Annotated in this window: 11 protein-coding genes; 4 read left to right on the forward strand and 7 right to left on the reverse strand. The window is 43.4% G+C overall.

The window, feature by feature from the left end; translation table 11 throughout:
* Positions 1–80 precede the first annotated feature (80 nt).
* Together AAA943_RS04975 and AAA943_RS04980 are read right to left on the reverse strand one after the other, a co-directional pair.
* Entirely contained in the window at positions 81–3,317 is a 3,237-nt protein-coding gene (locus AAA943_RS04975) for an adenylate/guanylate cyclase domain-containing protein (RefSeq protein WP_338223129.1), read from the reverse strand.
* 58 nt (positions 3,318–3,375) lie between these two features.
* Positions 3,376–4,368 (reverse strand): SDR family oxidoreductase, encoded by a 993-nt coding sequence (locus AAA943_RS04980; protein ID WP_338223130.1) that lies wholly within the window; start codon positions 4,366–4,368, stop codon positions 3,376–3,378.
* Between the two features lie 178 nt (positions 4,369–4,546).
* On the opposite strand from AAA943_RS04980, the gene AAA943_RS04985 reads away from it, so the two are divergent.
* The 3 genes from AAA943_RS04985 (at position 4,547) to AAA943_RS04995 (ending at position 8,884) form a co-directional block, all read left to right on the forward strand.
* The gene (locus tag AAA943_RS04985; RefSeq protein ID WP_338223131.1) at positions 4,547–5,842 is read left to right on the forward strand and encodes a glycosyltransferase; all 1,296 of its coding nucleotides are present in this window, start codon (positions 4,547–4,549) and stop codon (positions 5,840–5,842) included.
* Positions 5,843–5,863: 21 nt separating this feature from the next.
* Positions 5,864–6,745 carry an SDR family oxidoreductase gene (locus AAA943_RS04990; protein WP_338223132.1) on the forward strand — a complete coding sequence of 294 codons (882 nt, stop codon included), beginning with the start codon at positions 5,864–5,866 and terminating at the stop codon, positions 6,743–6,745.
* Between the two features lie 294 nt (positions 6,746–7,039).
* A complete protein-coding gene (locus AAA943_RS04995; RefSeq protein WP_338223133.1) occupies positions 7,040–8,884 on the forward strand; it encodes a sensor histidine kinase in 1,845 nt (614 codons plus the stop codon).
* A gap of 438 nt (positions 8,885–9,322) precedes the next feature.
* On the opposite strand, the gene tnpA is transcribed toward AAA943_RS04995, so the two are convergent.
* From tnpA to AAA943_RS05015, 4 genes are all read right to left on the reverse strand, one after another.
* Positions 9,323–9,769 carry an IS200/IS605 family transposase gene (gene tnpA / locus AAA943_RS05000; RefSeq protein WP_338223134.1) on the reverse strand — a complete coding sequence of 149 codons (447 nt, stop codon included), beginning with the start codon at positions 9,767–9,769 and terminating at the stop codon, positions 9,323–9,325.
* 985 nt (positions 9,770–10,754) lie between these two features.
* The gene (locus AAA943_RS05005; RefSeq protein WP_338223135.1) at positions 10,755–11,267 is read right to left on the reverse strand and encodes a nuclear transport factor 2 family protein; all 513 of its coding nucleotides are present in this window, start codon (positions 11,265–11,267) and stop codon (positions 10,755–10,757) included.
* 165 nt (positions 11,268–11,432) lie between these two features.
* Positions 11,433–12,386, reverse strand: a complete 954-nt coding sequence (locus AAA943_RS05010) for a hypothetical protein (protein ID WP_338223136.1) — start codon at positions 12,384–12,386, stop codon at positions 11,433–11,435.
* A 174-nt stretch (positions 12,387–12,560) separates the two neighbouring features.
* A complete protein-coding gene (locus AAA943_RS05015; protein WP_338223137.1) occupies positions 12,561–13,769 on the reverse strand; it encodes an acyl-CoA dehydrogenase family protein in 1,209 nt (402 codons plus the stop codon).
* 115 nt (positions 13,770–13,884) lie between these two features.
* Here AAA943_RS05015 and AAA943_RS05020 point away from each other — a divergent pair, with 115 nt between their 5' ends.
* Complete coding sequence (locus AAA943_RS05020; protein ID WP_338223416.1) at positions 13,885–14,856, forward strand: tryptophan 2,3-dioxygenase family protein; 972 nt, start codon at positions 13,885–13,887, stop codon at positions 14,854–14,856.
* A 55-nt stretch (positions 14,857–14,911) separates the two neighbouring features.
* Here AAA943_RS05020 and ald read toward each other — a convergent pair whose 3' ends face one another.
* Positions 14,912–16,027: an alanine dehydrogenase gene (gene ald / locus AAA943_RS05025; RefSeq protein WP_338223138.1), complete on the reverse strand. Its 1,116-nt coding sequence runs from the start codon at positions 16,025–16,027 to the stop codon at positions 14,912–14,914.
* Between the last annotated feature and the right edge of the window lie 122 nt (positions 16,028–16,149).

Consider the following 16,149-nt stretch of genomic DNA (forward strand, 5'->3'; position numbering starts at 1 on the left):
AAAGCCGATAGCAGTCGATGTTTTATTCCTGAAGTAAATTCTGCTCTCCCTTTTGCAAAAAACAGAATTCATATTCTACCCTACACGTATCCCGTTTGCTCTTTTCTCAAAAGAAGAACAAGCTCAGAAAATGCGGCTTTGGTGGAGTTTAGATCACTTTCTTTCCACATTTCCATACCTTTTCTGATGAGTTCGTAGGCTTGGTCAGGCATTCTCTGCTGAATCGGGTCCAAAAGACTTTGGCTCAGATCCACTGCCTTTTTCCAATTTTCCTCCTCTACAGCCATTCCTAAAAGGGGCCCCTTATAGAGAAACTCGATAGGGTTGGATCCTGGAAATTGTTGATAGGCCTCGATTGTGTAGTTCAAGAGCTTCTTGGCTTTTTCCGGATCTCCCAGCTTCCATTGCGCCCAACCCAAAATGCTGTAAGAAACACCGATGTAGTAATGACTTTGGAGGGATTTGGCCAATTCCAATGCACTTTCTGCATAAGCCATGGTTTTTGTCAAATCTCCTTTTTTCCGCATGGCAAGCGCAATATAGGATTTGCTGATCAGCAAGGAATCCATATCTCCTACATGCTCGATGTATGGAAGGCTTTTTAAAAAAGTCTCTTCTGCCAAATCATGTTCATTTCTCCACATTCGGGCAAATCCGGTTTTGGCCAATGCCCTTCCTATCAGGGCTTTGTTTCCTGTCTGTAAGGCAGTTTCCAGTTGGAGACTCAATCGATCCATCGTGAAATCAGGTAGTTGGTAATACCTGAATTTTCGGAAATCAGAGAGGCAAATCGTTCCATAAAGTCGGTTTTTTTGTTCCAGACTTCCTGACATTTCTATGATGGGTTGAATCAGTTGGATGGTTTCATCCAATTCGCTTACCCTGTTTCCAAAGTAAAAAGCCCAAGCCAAATCCAGTTGAAGATTGATCCATTCATCTATCCAATTTTGGTCTTTTGACTCATCCCATTCCCCGAGTTCCTGTGCCGCCTGTTGATAGTTTTCTATCATTTTGGGGAAATTTCTTGCGGCATTGTAGGCAAGACCTTTTTGCCTCATGATTTGCGCCTTCTGAATTGAATCTTTTGAGTTCAGGTTGGAAAGAGCTTTTTCCAAAGCCAGGAGGGCATCATCGGTTTTTCCCAGCAGGCTGTAGATTGATCCGGCTTTTTGAAGAAAGCCACACCACTCCTTGGAGTAGGTACCATTTGCGGTTTTTTCGATTTCTTCGACTGCTTTCAGGTAAAGATTTAAGGCCTCCTGATTTGCAAAGTTTTGCTCGGCCCGCTCAGCAGCCTTTTTGAAGTAATTCGTTGATTTGGAAGGTTCTCCGGCAAGGGAATAGTGAAATGCCAATTCAGGTGATAGCTCATCTAAGCGTTTGGGGAATATTTCTTCCAAAGATCTGGCGGTAAGAAGATGGAGGGCTTTCCTTTTTGAAATCAAAAGACTTTGATAAGTGACATCGTGTGTGATAGCATGCTTGAAAATATACTCTGCGCTGTCCCGGTTTCTAATGAGTGTTTTCCTTTCCAATTCATTAAGTGATTGATCTATATCCAATTTCCGCGCTTCTTGAATAGCGATATGTTTCAACACAATATCCTGAAAAATTCGGCCTATGACCGATGCATTCTGTAGGGTTTGTTTGCTAGAGGAGGGAAGCCGATCTATGCGTGCGGCGATTACTCCCTGCAAGGTGTCAGGTACTTGGAGATCTTTTATATGCTCACTCACCCTTATTTTATTGGCTTCTAATATGACCATCTTTGTTTCTATCAGCGATCGAAGCAATTCTTCCAAAAAGAAGGGGTTTCCTTCCGATTTGGAGAGAATCATGGATAAAGTTTGAGAAGGAAGATGGTCTGTTTTGAGGAGGTTTTCCAAAAGCTCGGTGCTTTGGTCTGAGGTCAAAGGACTTAGCTCCAACTTTTCCAAATTGGTGGACTGAAGAGTCAGACCTTCAAACCATGCCTCTACATTTTCCTGATTTCTACTAATCAGCAAAATGAAGATAGGGAGCTTCTTCGTGAGGGATAGGAGTTGGTTGAGTAGGAGAAAAGAAGTCTCATCAGCCCAGTGCAAATCTTCGAATACCAAGACAAGAGGTTGTAAATGCGCAAGTTGGGCAATCACCTCGGTAAATGCCTGGTGCATTCTTGCTTGGATAGCTGAGGGCAAAACATCTTTGAAAATCTCTTCAAATTCCGATTTTGCCGGAAGTCCGCGAAGTCTGGATAGATAAGCTTTCAGTGAAGAAGAATTTTCCGGGAATGTTTTTACAAGAAATTCATCCAAGGCCGTTGCATAGATTTCAGGAGAGGAGTCCTTTTCTGTTTGGAGAATTTGATCCAAAAGAGAATTGATCAGGGAATAGCTAATTGAGAAAGTATGGGAAAAAGCTCTTCCTTCGTACCATAGAACCTGATCGGAATATTTATTTCTCAATTCCGCAATAAGCCTGCTTTTTCCCATCCCCGCTTCTCCAATGAGGAAAAGTGCTCCCCCATTTCCATTTTCCAGGCTCTTTAGGTTTTTTGCTATAGTATTTATTTCGTTCTCGCGTCCAATTAAGGGAGAAAATAAGCCTTCAATTCCCCTTTCCTGTGTGACTTGCTTTTTGAGTCCTTTGAGCAAATAGATTGGGACTGGTTTTGATTTTCCTTTCAAGGATATCGGGGGCAAAGCATCAAATTCAAAATAAGGCTCAGTCAGTTTGAAGGTGCTGGGACCGACAAAAATCTGTCCTGCTTCAGACGCATCTTCCAATCTTGCGGCAAGATTTACTGCATCTCCCATGACCGAATATTGCTGCCTAGCCTCAGAACCCAATCCACCGGCGACTACTATGCCCGAATTGATGCCAAAATGCATTCCTAGGCGAAGGCCATGCTCTTCGTTAAATAGCATTAAGGCATCCATCATCTCCAAAGCTGCTCGCAGGGCCATCTCAGCGTCATTTTCCCGGGCGATGGGTGCCCCAAAAAGAGCCATGATTTCATCTCCTATAAATTTGTCGATCGTTCCTCCATATCGTTCAACAATAGGTACCAATACATTGAAGCAGCCATTCATGATCTCCCGGACTCGTTCTGGATCCAATTTCTCAGAAAGCGCTGTGAAGCCGGAAAGGTCAGCAAACATGACTGTGACGAGCTTTCGTTCGTCCAGATTTTTTGATTCCTGAGGTTGATCTTTGAGCGAGGCTAACTTTTGTTTTAGGGGCTCCAGGGCAATATCCACCACAGCATCCCCCAAGATTTTTCGCTGAGCTTCAAGGGATTGAATCGCCTGCTCGATTTGTTGAATTTCGTTCAAATGCAGTTTTACCAAAGGCTAAGTGAAAGGATGGACATCAAAAAAGTGTAAATGGACTTCATGATCTAATTTCGAATTTTTTCCTCAAAAATTCCTCAGGATGGATCAGGATGACTCCAAACTCTTCTGCGGTCTGTTGCATGGCTTTGGGAAGAGCATCATTGTTTGCGACAGCATAGTTTAAGGCCATGATATTTCCTGCCGCAGGATTGAACAAGGGTAGGATTTTTGACATCATTCGAATCACAAAAGGAGGTGTTGATTTTACCTTGATTGGCTTGTTGTAAAGCTTTTCAAAAATTCCTTTTACCTCCAAAGGCGAAAGACCTTCCGGTCCCCCGATTTCCAGAGTTCGGTCAAAAGCTTTGGGATTACCAATGGAAGCAATGCAAAAGTCAGCCACATTCTCCACACTGATAAATGCATTTTTCCGATCTCCTTTTCCGATGATGTTGAAGGTTCCTTTTTGTTCGATGTCGTTTTTGATTCCTGCAAAAAAGTTGTTGGAGAATTTGAAGGGTCTAGAAACAGTATTGACCTCAGTACCACGAAGAGGTAGGGTAGTCCCAAAGAAAGCCAAATAAACTTCCATAAAGGCAGTCGGCTGAAGGATCGTGTAGGTCAGGCCGGAAGCTTTGAGATGGTTTTCCACCTGTCTTTTTGCCCGGCTCAGGGGCACAGTTTCCTCAAATTGGGAAAAGGGAAGGGCCGAAACGTAAATGAATTGTTTCACTCCTGCTTCCTTGGAGGCATCAATCAAGGCCTTTATTCCTTCCTCATCGGTTCTTTTTAAATCATCTCCCTTTTGGGTGGGAGTAGCGGTTGTGGCTGTACAGATAAGAATATCCATCCCTTTGAGGGCAGCCCGAAATGTCTTGTGGTCCAGTAGGTCAAGCAGGCGAAAATCCACATTGGGAAGCTTTTCCAAGGGCTTGGTATTGGATTTCTCGCGATGTCCGGCAAAAATGGAATGGCTGCTTTTACTTTTTGAAAGCTTGCGGACGATGGTATATCCCAATTGGCCCGTGGATCCAACGATTAAGATATTCATAGGCTAGGTTTTAGGTACTTGGTAAAATACTCATCTGATGTCGGTAGGGAAATACCCCTTAAGGGGTAATTCGAGTGATGGCATTTAGTTCATAATACCCCCTAAGCAGTATTTCAGAATCTTGGTATTTGGGCAAACTTACTTTTCTAAATCAAAGTCAATTTTTCCACTTTCTGATATGGCAAAGATTCTTCTCTCAGTGGGTATTGTCGAAGGGCATACTTTTCCCGTACTTCCTCTCGCTAAAGGTTTGGTTGCACTAGGACATGAAGTGCATTGGGTTGGAAGCAGAATTTTTCAGGAAAAAATCGAGAATACCGGTGCAGTATTCCATCCTTATCCTGAGAGTTTGGATTATCCATCCAAAGGATTGACTACTTACCAGCAGCGTCCCGCTTTGGTCAAAAAGAAAGGATTGGATCAAATCAAAGAGTATTTGAGATGGTTTTTTGATGAAGAGGAAGGGACACATGATTGCTTCCGGTCTTTAACAAATGATGTTCAGCCTGATATTTTCATCGGTGATCCGGTGAACTTCAGTCCCTTGTTTTTGGGTGAAATTTTAGGAAAACCCACGATCAATCTCCATGTCATTCCTCCTTTGATACTCAGTCAGGATACCGCACCTTTTGGTTCTGGATTGTTGCCCGCCAAGAGCCCGCTGATGCGGATAAGAAACCGATTTTTAAACTATCTCATCGATCGGGTGCTGTTCAAGGATGTGACAGCTTATGGAAATAAGCTTAGGGAAAAACGTGGGCTTCCTCTTTACCAAGGCTTTTTTGGTGATTTCAACAAGTATGTCGATCGGGTACTGATCTTTTCGGTTCCGGGTTTTGACTATGAGCGGTCCGACATGCCGGACAACCATCAATTCATCGGTCCACCCTTGCCAAAGCCTGACCCCAATTGGGAGGAACCGGATTGGTGGGGAGATTTGAAAAAGGCCAAAAAAGTGGTGCTCGTAAATCAAGGAACGATTGCCAATGATATTCAAGACCTGATCATGCCCACTTTGATCGCATTGAAGGACGAACCGGATACCTTGGTCGTGGCAGTTCCGGTGAAAGAGGAAATCCCCAACCTCCCTGGCAATGCCCGCGTGGCGCCTTTTATCCCCTTTGCCCATCTCTTGCCGCATGTGGACTTGCTGGTCACCAATGGAGGATATGGAGGAACCAATATGGCTTTGGGTTTTGGCATTCCAATAGTGATCGGGGGGGCCACGGAGGATAAGATGGAAGTTGCCCAACGGGTGACTGTCTCGGGAACTGGTATCGATATGAAGACCATGAAGCCCAAGCCGGAAAAGCTAAAAGCCGCTATCCATGAAGTCTTGTCGAATCCCAAATACAAGCAAAACGCCCTTCGCCTGAAACACGAAATCGAGTCCTACGATTCGGTCGCTTTAGTGGACCAGGCGATTCAGGAGCTTTTGGAGAAGTATGGTAAGAAAAATAAAGTCCTTGTTTGATATCACTTAACACAACCGATTATGAAAAATGTATTGATTACCGGCTGCAGTACCGGAATTGGATTTGAGACGGCTGCCCACTTGGCTAGAAATGGCTATCAGGTCATTGCCACCATGAGAAATCCCGCCCGAGGTCCAGAACTTGGGGAATTGGCCAAAAAAGAAGGTTTGCCCATCGCTATCCTTACGATGGATGTGGACGATGATGCTTCCGTCCGAAATGCCTTTCAAGAAGCGGTGGATCGCTTTGGCCCCATCGATGTCTTGGTCAATAATGCGGGAATCGCTTCCGACCTACCCTTGGAGGAAACCTCCATGGAGGTATTTCAGCAGGTTTTTCAGACCAATGTATTTGGGGCAGTTCGCTGCATGAAGGAGGTCATCACTCCGATGCGGGAACGGGGAGCCGGATTGATCATCAATGTTTCCTCCATCGCCGGAAAAACCCAATCTCCAAGCATGGCAGCTTATGCAGCCACAAAATCTGCTTTAAATACTGTGAGCATGAGTTTGGCAGGGGAAGTCGGGCGGTTTGGTATTCAGGTGGCGATCGTCGAACCGGGATTTATCGATACGCCTATCCTTTATAAATACGATGACACCTTCCAGTCCATTTATCCCAACCGGGAGCAATTGAACGCCTTAGGCAAAGCTTCCGTGGCTTTGACCCATGCGCATCCCATCGTGGTGGCGGAGAAAATACTGGATATCATCACCGGGAAATCCAGCACTTTTTCCAATGTGGTAGGACCCGATGCCGAACCGCTTTTGGCCTTTAGATTCTCAATGAACGATGAGCAATGGATTGAAAACGGGAAAATGGATACCGAAACCTTTGCAGAAGGAATGTTGCAAATGGGAATGGATGTCAGGCCATATTTGTCGGCAGTCCCAAAATCTTGATTTTTTTCAGTACGATAAAGGGTGATTAGCAAAAAGGCCATTCCGTTTTGGAATGGCCTTTTTATCAAAAAGGTTGACTAACTTAAAGAGGATGAACGGATTGGTTTTAATAAAACAATAATTGCTGTGAGAATAGGGATTGCTTCTTTTTTGGTGTTTGCTTTTTTCTTGATTGGTAGGATGGAAAATAATTTTGCCCAGACTATCAAGAGTCATAAAATCGTTAAGCCAGACACCGAGCAACATCCAGGTTTTTTGAAATCCTGGCCCTATTTCAATTTTTGGATGGAGGACATGGTTTACTTTTTCGAGGAGAAAGAACCCCTGGACTGGCAAGAAGCGAAAGCAAAGTTCCATTCGGGAGAATTTGAGTTACTGAAAGGAAGGGTTTTTAATAAGGGATTTACCGAATCCGTTTGGTGGTTTGCTTTTCAATTGGAAAATCCTCTCGATTCGGATATTACCTTCATTTTCAACCCCTATTCTTCCAGCCACACTTCTTGGGACCTATTCGTGATTGATGAATCAGGAGAATTGCTAGAGGCATCCAAATCAGGTCACCGAGTTCTGCAAAAAGATAGGCCCATCAAGTATTGGGTAGTCAATTTTGAATTACACGTACCAGCTGGTGAAAGCAGAGATTTTCTCCTGCGTGTTGATGCCCGTGGAAGACCTACCTTCACTACTTTTTACCTGGATTTAGATTGGGACTATTGGTGGAATGAGATCGAAAGAGGATTTGCTTATGGTGAAATAGCAGGGCGAACTTCTTTGATTATTTTCCTTGGGGTTGTTCTTCTGCTTTTTTTCAAGAAAAGGCTTTACTTGTATTTTGCCTTGTACCTGACGGCAGATTTGATCATTCTTCTGGATATCGACAATTATATTTTTTCTCGATATGAAGGAGAAGTTTATTTACTGTGGGGCCCAATTATTTTGCCCTTTTTTAGCTTGGTGATGGCCATGTTCTTTATTGACTTCAATCTAGAGTTTTTCTCAATCAGAAAGAGTCAAATTTCAATATATCGTTACTTCAAAGCATGGAAAAAAATCCTGTTAGTATTGGCTGTTTTGGTTTTGACCACCTTGGTCTATCCCGATTGGTATGGGGTAAAAATCTTGATTTATGAAGTTGCTATTTTGGCGACTATGGCCACCTTATTGGCTATACTTTGGCAATGTATTCGTCAATATCGGATAAGAAGCTATGAAGCGCTATTTGCGTTTGGAGCTAACTTTTTCTTAGCTGGAGGCATGATTTTCTACTATGTTTCGATATTGGGTTGGTATGAAGCCCATCCTTTGGAAATGTATTTTCAGGGCTATGGAGGATTTTTACATGCAGCGATTTTGATGGTAGGAATGTTGCATCAATATCACCGAACCCAAAAGGATAAAGACAAAATCACCCAAGAGCAGATCAATACCGAGCGGGAGATTTTGAAGCATTCCATACAAGCCCAGGAAAATGAGCGACATCGGATTGCGAAGGACCTGCACGATGATTTAGGTGGAAACCTCGCCTTGATCAAACTGAAGATGGAGCTTTTTGCGGACAAGCATCTCGGGAATGGGGACAAAGCCGAGTTTGGCGATCTGGTCAGTTTGATGGAGGATTCCTGCAAGGATTTGCGCTATATCTCCTACGAATTGATGCCTTCGGACTTTTCTTCCAAGGTGCTGAGGACCATGATTGAGGAGTTGGTGGAAAAAATCAATGCCCAGAAAAAGCTGCGATTCAGCTATGAGGTAGGGGATTTTCCTTCCTTAGACATGGATGTGAAGATCAACCTCTTCCGAATCATCAAGGAGCTGACCAACAATATCCTGAAGCATTCTCAAGCCACCCAAGCCAAAATTAAGATTGAATTGGATGAATCATCCAAAGAATTGAAATTGGTCGTCGAGGATAATGGAAAAGGAATTCCCAAAGAAATCTTAGATGGTAAAGTAACCGGGATGGGGCTTTCCAATCTCAAAAGCAGGGTGAATTTTTCGAATGGTCGATTGGATATCCAAAGCAGCGGATTGGGAACGAGAGTGAGTGTTTGGGTGCCGGTAGGGGGAGAGGGCTTTGATTCTGAGATTGGGAAAAAGAAGAAAAGAATTCAACCCCATTCGGGGTTGTTTGAACCCTGAAACCATTCCTTTCCTCCGGATTCCATCAGAGGCCAATAACCAAAAGGTATTCAATCCCTTCGGGATTTGTGGATTTTGACGATTGATGGATTTTATTTAAATTTTTATCCCTTCGCTCAGCGGATTTCATCCGAGGCAAATAACCAAATGGTATTCAATCCCTTCGGGATTTGGGGATTTCAACCACTCCCGCGGTTTGGGGGATATTTTGGGCAAACCTTCTTTCCTTGCCTTTGGAATGGTATTCGGGGCAAATATCTCAAGGGTATTCAATCCCTTCGGGATTTGAAAAAGGAAGTTCTGCGCCAATTTGACTGATTGCATGTGTCTGCGAGATCAATCCCAACGGGATTGAATCCACGAAGTGGTAGTTACCCCGGGTGCAACCTGGGTGGTTTGGGACAACTTCAAGTCCCCTCAACCCCAAAGGGGTTGAATTCAAAGAAGGTAGCGAGGGTCAAATTCGACCCCATGGTCTTTGAGCAAATCAAGGTATTCTTCCGTAAAAGTCACCTTTTTATGATGTTCTTCCTGATTCTTGATATAATTCACCAAAGTATCTAAAGAAGAGTAGTTGTGCGTGAAGGCAGCATACCCTTCCTGCCAGCCCTCAAAACCTTCAAAGAGTCTGTTCGATTGGATCATCTGTCCACTGGCTAGTTTGATATCTTTCACCAAAGACGCGAGAGAAATTGAAGGATGAACTGAAGTTGCTATGTGTAAATGATCTTCCACGCCATTGATCCGATATACATGGCAATTTTTGTTTTTCAGGATTCCATAGATATAGTTGAATAGATCCCTTCTACCGGCTTTGGCCATGATGGGTTTTCTTTTGTAGGGAGTCCAGATAATGTGGTAAACAATTGAGGTATAGGTACTCATAGTTGAAAAGTGGTCTATGATTTATGAAAAGATTAGGCTTATGAAGTTAAAAAACAGTTTGATTTAGAATACTAATTCTGGAATTTTTATTGGTTTGTAGTCCATTCATGTTCAACCCCATTCGGGGTTGTTTGAACCCTGAAACCCTTCCTTTCCCCCGGATTGCATCCTGGGCCAATAACCAAAAGGTATTCAATCCCTTCGGGATTTGTGGATTTTGACGATTGATGGATTTTATTTAAATTTTTATCCCTTCGCTCAGCGGATTGCATCCTGGGCAAATCACCAAGAGGTATTCAATCCCTTCGGGATTTGTGGATTTTGACGATTGATGGATTTTATTTAAATTTTTATCCCTTCGCTCAGCGGATTGCATCCTGGGCAAATCACCAAGAGGTATTCAATCCCTTCGGGATTTTGGGGTTTTGACGATTGATGGATTTTATTTGAATTTTTATCCCTTCGCTCAGCGGATTGCATCCTGGGCCAATAACCAAAAGGTATTCAATCTCTTCGGGATTTGTGGATTTTGACGATTGATGGATTTTATTTAAATTTTTATCCCTTCGCTCAGCGGATTGCATCCTGGGCCAATAACCAAAAGGTATTCAATCCCTTCGGGATTTGGGGATTTCAACATCTCCCGCAGTTTGGGGGATATTTGGGCAAACCTTCTTTCCTTGCCATTGGAATGGTATTTGGGGCAAATATCTCAAGGGTATTCAATCCCTTCGGGATTTGAAAAAGGAAGTTCGGCTGTAATTAAACTTATTGTACATATCTAAGAGATCAATCCCAACGGGATTGAATCCACGAAGTGGTAGTTACCCCGGGTGCTCCCGATAGCTCGGGACCGGAGATTCTGCAAGGGAAGCTTCCCCAAAGCCCCAACCCTGAAGAGCCTGTCCCGAAGAATTTCGGGAGGTTGAATTTTTTTAAACAAAAAAAGCCACTATTTGGTGGCCTTCTTTGATCATCTTAATCTTCAATCCCCCGTATACTGACCTGTTTGGATCATGGTGTCCAATTCGTTGTAAAAGGAAAGTTTGCTGATCACTTTTCCTTTATGGATTTTTAAGGCCTCGTGGATGTCAAGCATAAATTCCTTCCCTGTGGTTTTCTCTTTTCCTACAAATACAGCCCAAACCATCACCCAGTTTCCATTGTATTCTTTGATTTCATCGCCCGATATGGTTACAGGGAGCAATCTGACCCGTTCGTATCGAAACTCACTCAGAGATCCCCAGATGTAATTGAAACTATCCACAATCTGCTGCCGGTCTCTCGGAGAATTCCACCTGGGGCCGTATCCGACCACATCTGAAGCGTGAATGTTTTCGATCTGATTTGGGTCCCTGGATTGGATCGCCATCATGTACTCATTTACTGTTTCAAGGTCTTTTTCTCCTTTTGGGTTCACCTTAAAATTACCCTGAGCTTGGATGCTTATGCTGATCAGGATTAAGAGGGTTGTCAAAATAATGTTAAGTTTTTTCATGGCTTTCTATTTTATAAGAAAGCTATTCACATAATTTATTATAGAAAATACTGCTTTTGGAGTATTGTTTTAGGGGGTATTAGTTGAATAATTTGAAAGAGATTCCAGAATGAATGAATTTGGATTTTCAAAAAATGTTCAATAGTTGGTGTTTTTCCAATTTGCTTAGTTTCCTTCATACACTAGCAAAGCACCGATTTCATTCGATGAATTTTTCAACCTTAGGGTATTTCCTGAAAGGCTAAATTCAACCGATTCGTTGAACCTGAAAATGGAAGAAAGGCTGTCGTATTTGTTGAAAATTGCATTGGTCAGGTTTGGAAAATTATCGGTAACCGCAGTAGCTGGTCGTGGCGGAGTGTAGGATGGATCCACAGCCCTGGTGATGGAAAGGGTGTTTTCTCCTGAAATCCGATAAACCAAAACAAGTGGACCGGGTCTACTCCATACTGCACTTTCTATGGTAAAGGATTTGGCATCCGGGTCCTCAATTGGAGAACCCAGTAGGAGTTGATTATGAAATACTACTCCTATCTCTGGGTCCTCGCAGGTAGGATAGGAGATGATATTGCCCGAAGTATCTGTGAATCCGACCAATCTCCAAAATCTGCTTTCCAAAGGGATAGGAGTGGAAATTTCTTCGAAATCTATTGGACAGCTTTCAATTTTTTGAATGGAATTCAACTGGATTGGTTTTCCAAAGAATAAGTCATCCGGATGCCTTTCTTTTTCCTCACCACTTAGAATTACATGGAGTCTAAAGTTGCTCGGAACAGTTCCAGAACGTAAATACCGAGAATAATAGCCCAGCCATTTGCAGTCATTCGGAATGTCCATTCCAAACTTCAACTGCTCATTCAAAAAGCTGCAAATGAGTTCATCTTTGCCAGGGACGAGTCTTTCATCATTTGGATTTTCCTTGGGTTCAAAAGAGAAAAAGTATATGAACTCGCCCTCTTTTTCCACTACTTCCACGTCCAAATATGCCGCTAAACCTTCAAATTGAGCAACCGTATTTCTTTGTTCTATTTCCAGAGGAATTGTTGGCTTTGGTTCTTCCTCCGAAGAACAGCCCAAAAAAGTGAGGGTAATTAAGATAAAAATCCATTTTTTCATCATTCGGTTTTTTAAAAATTGAGAGTTCTCCCGAATTAAAAGCCTTTTCAGCTTCTTAGAAATTCCCAACCGAAGTAGAAATGGGCTGTCTCACCTCCGGTTGGGTTTTACTCTTATTGCTTCGTTAAGATTGTGATTTGAAGAAAGAAATTATTGAAATTTTAAATCTTCCAATCTTTACCCCTTAAAAGCCGGTATCCCTGTAATCTCGTTACCCAAAATCAACAGGTGGATATCGTGGGTGCCTTCGTAAGTGATGACGGATTCCAGATTCATCATATGGCGCATGATGGGATATTCTCCGGTGATGCCCATGCCTCCGTGGATTTGTCTCGCTTCCCGGGCAATGTTCAGGGCCATTTCCACATTGTTTCGTTTAGCCATGGAGATATGAACGGTCTTCGCTGTGCCTTCATTCATCATTTTGCCTACTTTCCAAGCCAATAGCTGTGCTTTGGTGATCTCAGTAAGCATCTCAGCCAGTTTCTTTTGCGTCAGCTGAAATCCTCCGATAGGCTTGCCAAACTGAATCCGCTCAGCTGCATATTTTCTGGCTGATTCATAGCAATCCATAGCCGCTCCAATAGCTCCCCAAGCGATTCCAAAGCGTGCAGAATCAAGGCACATCATCGGTGCACCCAAACCGGACTTGCCGGGAAGAAGGTTCTCTTTTGGTACTTTCACATTGTCAAAAACCAACTCGCCTGTGCAAGAAGCACGAAGGGACCATTTGTTGTGGGTTTCCGGTGTAGAAAAGCCTTCCATTCCCCGCTCTACGATCAATCCGTGAATACGGCCTTCTTCATTTTTAGCCCAAACGACTGCGATATCGGCTTTTGGAGAGTTGGAAATCCACATTTTGGCTCCATTGAGCAAGTAGTGGTCACCCATATCTTTGAAGTTGGTGACCATTCCGCTGGGGTTTGAACCATGGTCAGGTTCTGTCAAACCAAAGCAGCCCAAGTACTCACCAGAAGCCAGTTTGGGAAGGTATTTTCTTCTCTGCTCTTCTGATCCAAATTTGTAGATCGGATACATCACCAGCGAACCTTGAACAGAAGCGGTGGATCTCATACCGGAATCACCTCGCTCGATTTCCTGCATGATCAGCCCATAGGAAATGTAATCCAAGCCGCCGCCGCCGTATTCCTCCGGAAGCTGAGGACCAAAGGCACCGACTTCCCCGAATTTTCTCACGATTTCATAAGGGAAATGAGCGTTTTGTGCCCAATCTTCGATGTATGGGGAAATTTCTTTTTTCACAAAATCCCTGATTGAGGAGCGGATCAATTTCTGCTCTTCGGTGAGCAAATCATCCAAGTCCAAAAAATCCACCCCTTCGAAGGTATCCTGCTTCAGTGATTTCCTTTGCGCTACTGCTTCCATGTTATTTTGGTTAATTAATCAGAATCTGTCAATTTTACCGGGCCTAACCCCGATTCTGTTTCGAAATTAAGGAGAAAGCCCCTGATTCTTTACCTTTTTGACTAAAAAAATCCCCATGCACTATTCCCAATTTGATCCTAAAATCCTGGAAAAAATCGAGCAGCTCCAGGAGAAATTCAGAGCCTCCGGGCAGGATATGCTTTCATATCTTGAGGGCCTTCTTTACGCAGATTACCTTACCTACTGGGAATACATCAATCTGGATGTTTTACTCTCCCTGCAGCAGCCAAAGACGAGCTTTAAGGATGAGAAAATCTTCATCATCTATCATCAGATTACTGAGCTGTATTTCAAGCTGATCATATCTGAAATGGAGCAAATAGCTGAAGAAGAGTCGGATACGGAGGAGTTTTTCAAGACGCGACTAGAGCGGATTTTGATGTATTTCGATCATTTAATCAGCTCTTTTGCGATGATGTGGAAGGGGATGGAAAAAGAGCAGTTTCTCAAATTCAGAATGTCTCTCTTGCCTTCCTCGGGCTTTCAAAGTGCCCAATACCGAGAGATCGAAATCATGGCCACCGATGCTTTTCAATTGGTGACTTTGGCCAAAAGAGAGGAATACGATTACCACAGTCCGGCTGATGATCTCTTTGAAAACCTCTATTGGCAGCAGGGAGCGATTGAGTTGGCTACAGGAGAGAAGACCCTGACTTTGAAAAACTTTGAGCTCAAGTATGGAAAAATACTTAAAGAACTGATTGAAAATTATCGGAGAAAAAATCTTTGGCAGAAATATTCTGGATTGGCCAGTCCTTCAGAGGAGTTGAAAGAAATGATGCGGCAGTTTGATCTCAAGGCCAATGTTTTTTGGCCGCTTGCCCATTACAAATCTGCCGTCCGCTACCTGCACCGTGATCCGGAAGATATCGCTGCCACCGGAGGTACCAACTGGCAGAAGTACCTGCCTCCCCGTTTTCAAAAAGTGATCTTTTTCCCCGAACTCTGGACTGAAAAGGAAAGAGAAGAATGGGGAAAAGGCTGGGTGGTCAAAGAGGTCTTTGGTGACGAATTGCAGAAAGGATAAAAAAAGTCCCGCTTTCTTCAGAGAGGCGGGACTTTCATTTTATAGTCTATTTCGATTAAGCGAGGTATTTTTCTACCAAAGCATAAGGCATATCAAAAGCATCCGCCACTGCCTTGTAGACAATCTCTCCATTGATCACGTTCAGACCAAGTGCTAACTCCTGATTGTCCTGAGCGGCTTTTTTCCAGCCTTTGTCTGCCAGTTGGATGGCATAAGGAAGAGTAGCATTAGTCAAAGCCAAAGTAGATGTGTAAGGCACAGCACCTGGCATATTGGCCACGCAGTAGTGAACTACATCATCGATCACGTAGGTTGGGTTTTCATGAGTGGTCGGCTTGCAGGTCTCGATACAGCCACCTTGATCCACAGCTACATCTACCAAAACGGTTCCTTTTTTCATATCCTTCAGCATATCTCGGGTGATCAGGTGAGGCGCTTTTGCCCCAGGAATCAATACAGCTCCAACTATCAAGTCAGCATGCTTGATCATTTCCCGGATATTGTATTCGTTGGACATCATGGTCTTCACGTTGGCAGGCATGACATCCGCCAAATATCTCATTCTGGCCAAGGAAACGTCCATGATAGTCACGTCAGCACCCAAACCTGCAGCCATCCAAGCTGCCTGAGTACCTACGATACCGCCACCGAGAATCAATACCTTGGCTGGCAATACACCCGGTACGCCTCCCAAAAGAATACCTCTACCACCCAAAGGTTTTTCCAGATAATTGGCTCCTTTTTGAACGGCCATTCTTCCAGCTACTTCGGACATGGGCACCAATAGAGGAAGACTTCGATCGGGTTTTTCCACCGTTTCGTAAGCTAGGCAAACGGCCTTACTTTCTACCATGGCCTTGGTCAGTGGCTCATAGGAAGCAAAGTGAAAATAGGTAAACAACAGTTGATTCTCTTTGATCAATTTGTATTCCTGTTCGATGGGCTCCTTTACCTTCATGATCATTTCAGCTATTTCATAGGTAGCTTCTATAGTAGGTAGAATGGTGGCTCCGGCAGCCTCGTATTCAGCGTCAACAAAACCACTGCCTTCACCGGCGGTATGCTGCACATAGACTGAATGCCCTCTTTTTACAAGTTCTTTAGCACCTGCAGGAGTAAGTGCGACTCTGTTTTCGTTGTTTTTGATTTCCTTAGGAACACCTATGATCATGATACGTTCTGTTTGGGTTTACAAGAATTACTGGGCAAAGATAAGAAGCAGTTAGATGTTAAAAATGATTTTAAAAAATTGTATTTGGTATCGATTTTGAAAAAATCTGTTTTTCCAAAGTT

The organism is Algoriphagus confluentis (genome assembly GCF_036245625.1).
In the GTDB taxonomy this organism is placed as follows: Bacteria; Bacteroidota; Bacteroidia; order Cytophagales; family Cyclobacteriaceae; genus Algoriphagus; species Algoriphagus confluentis.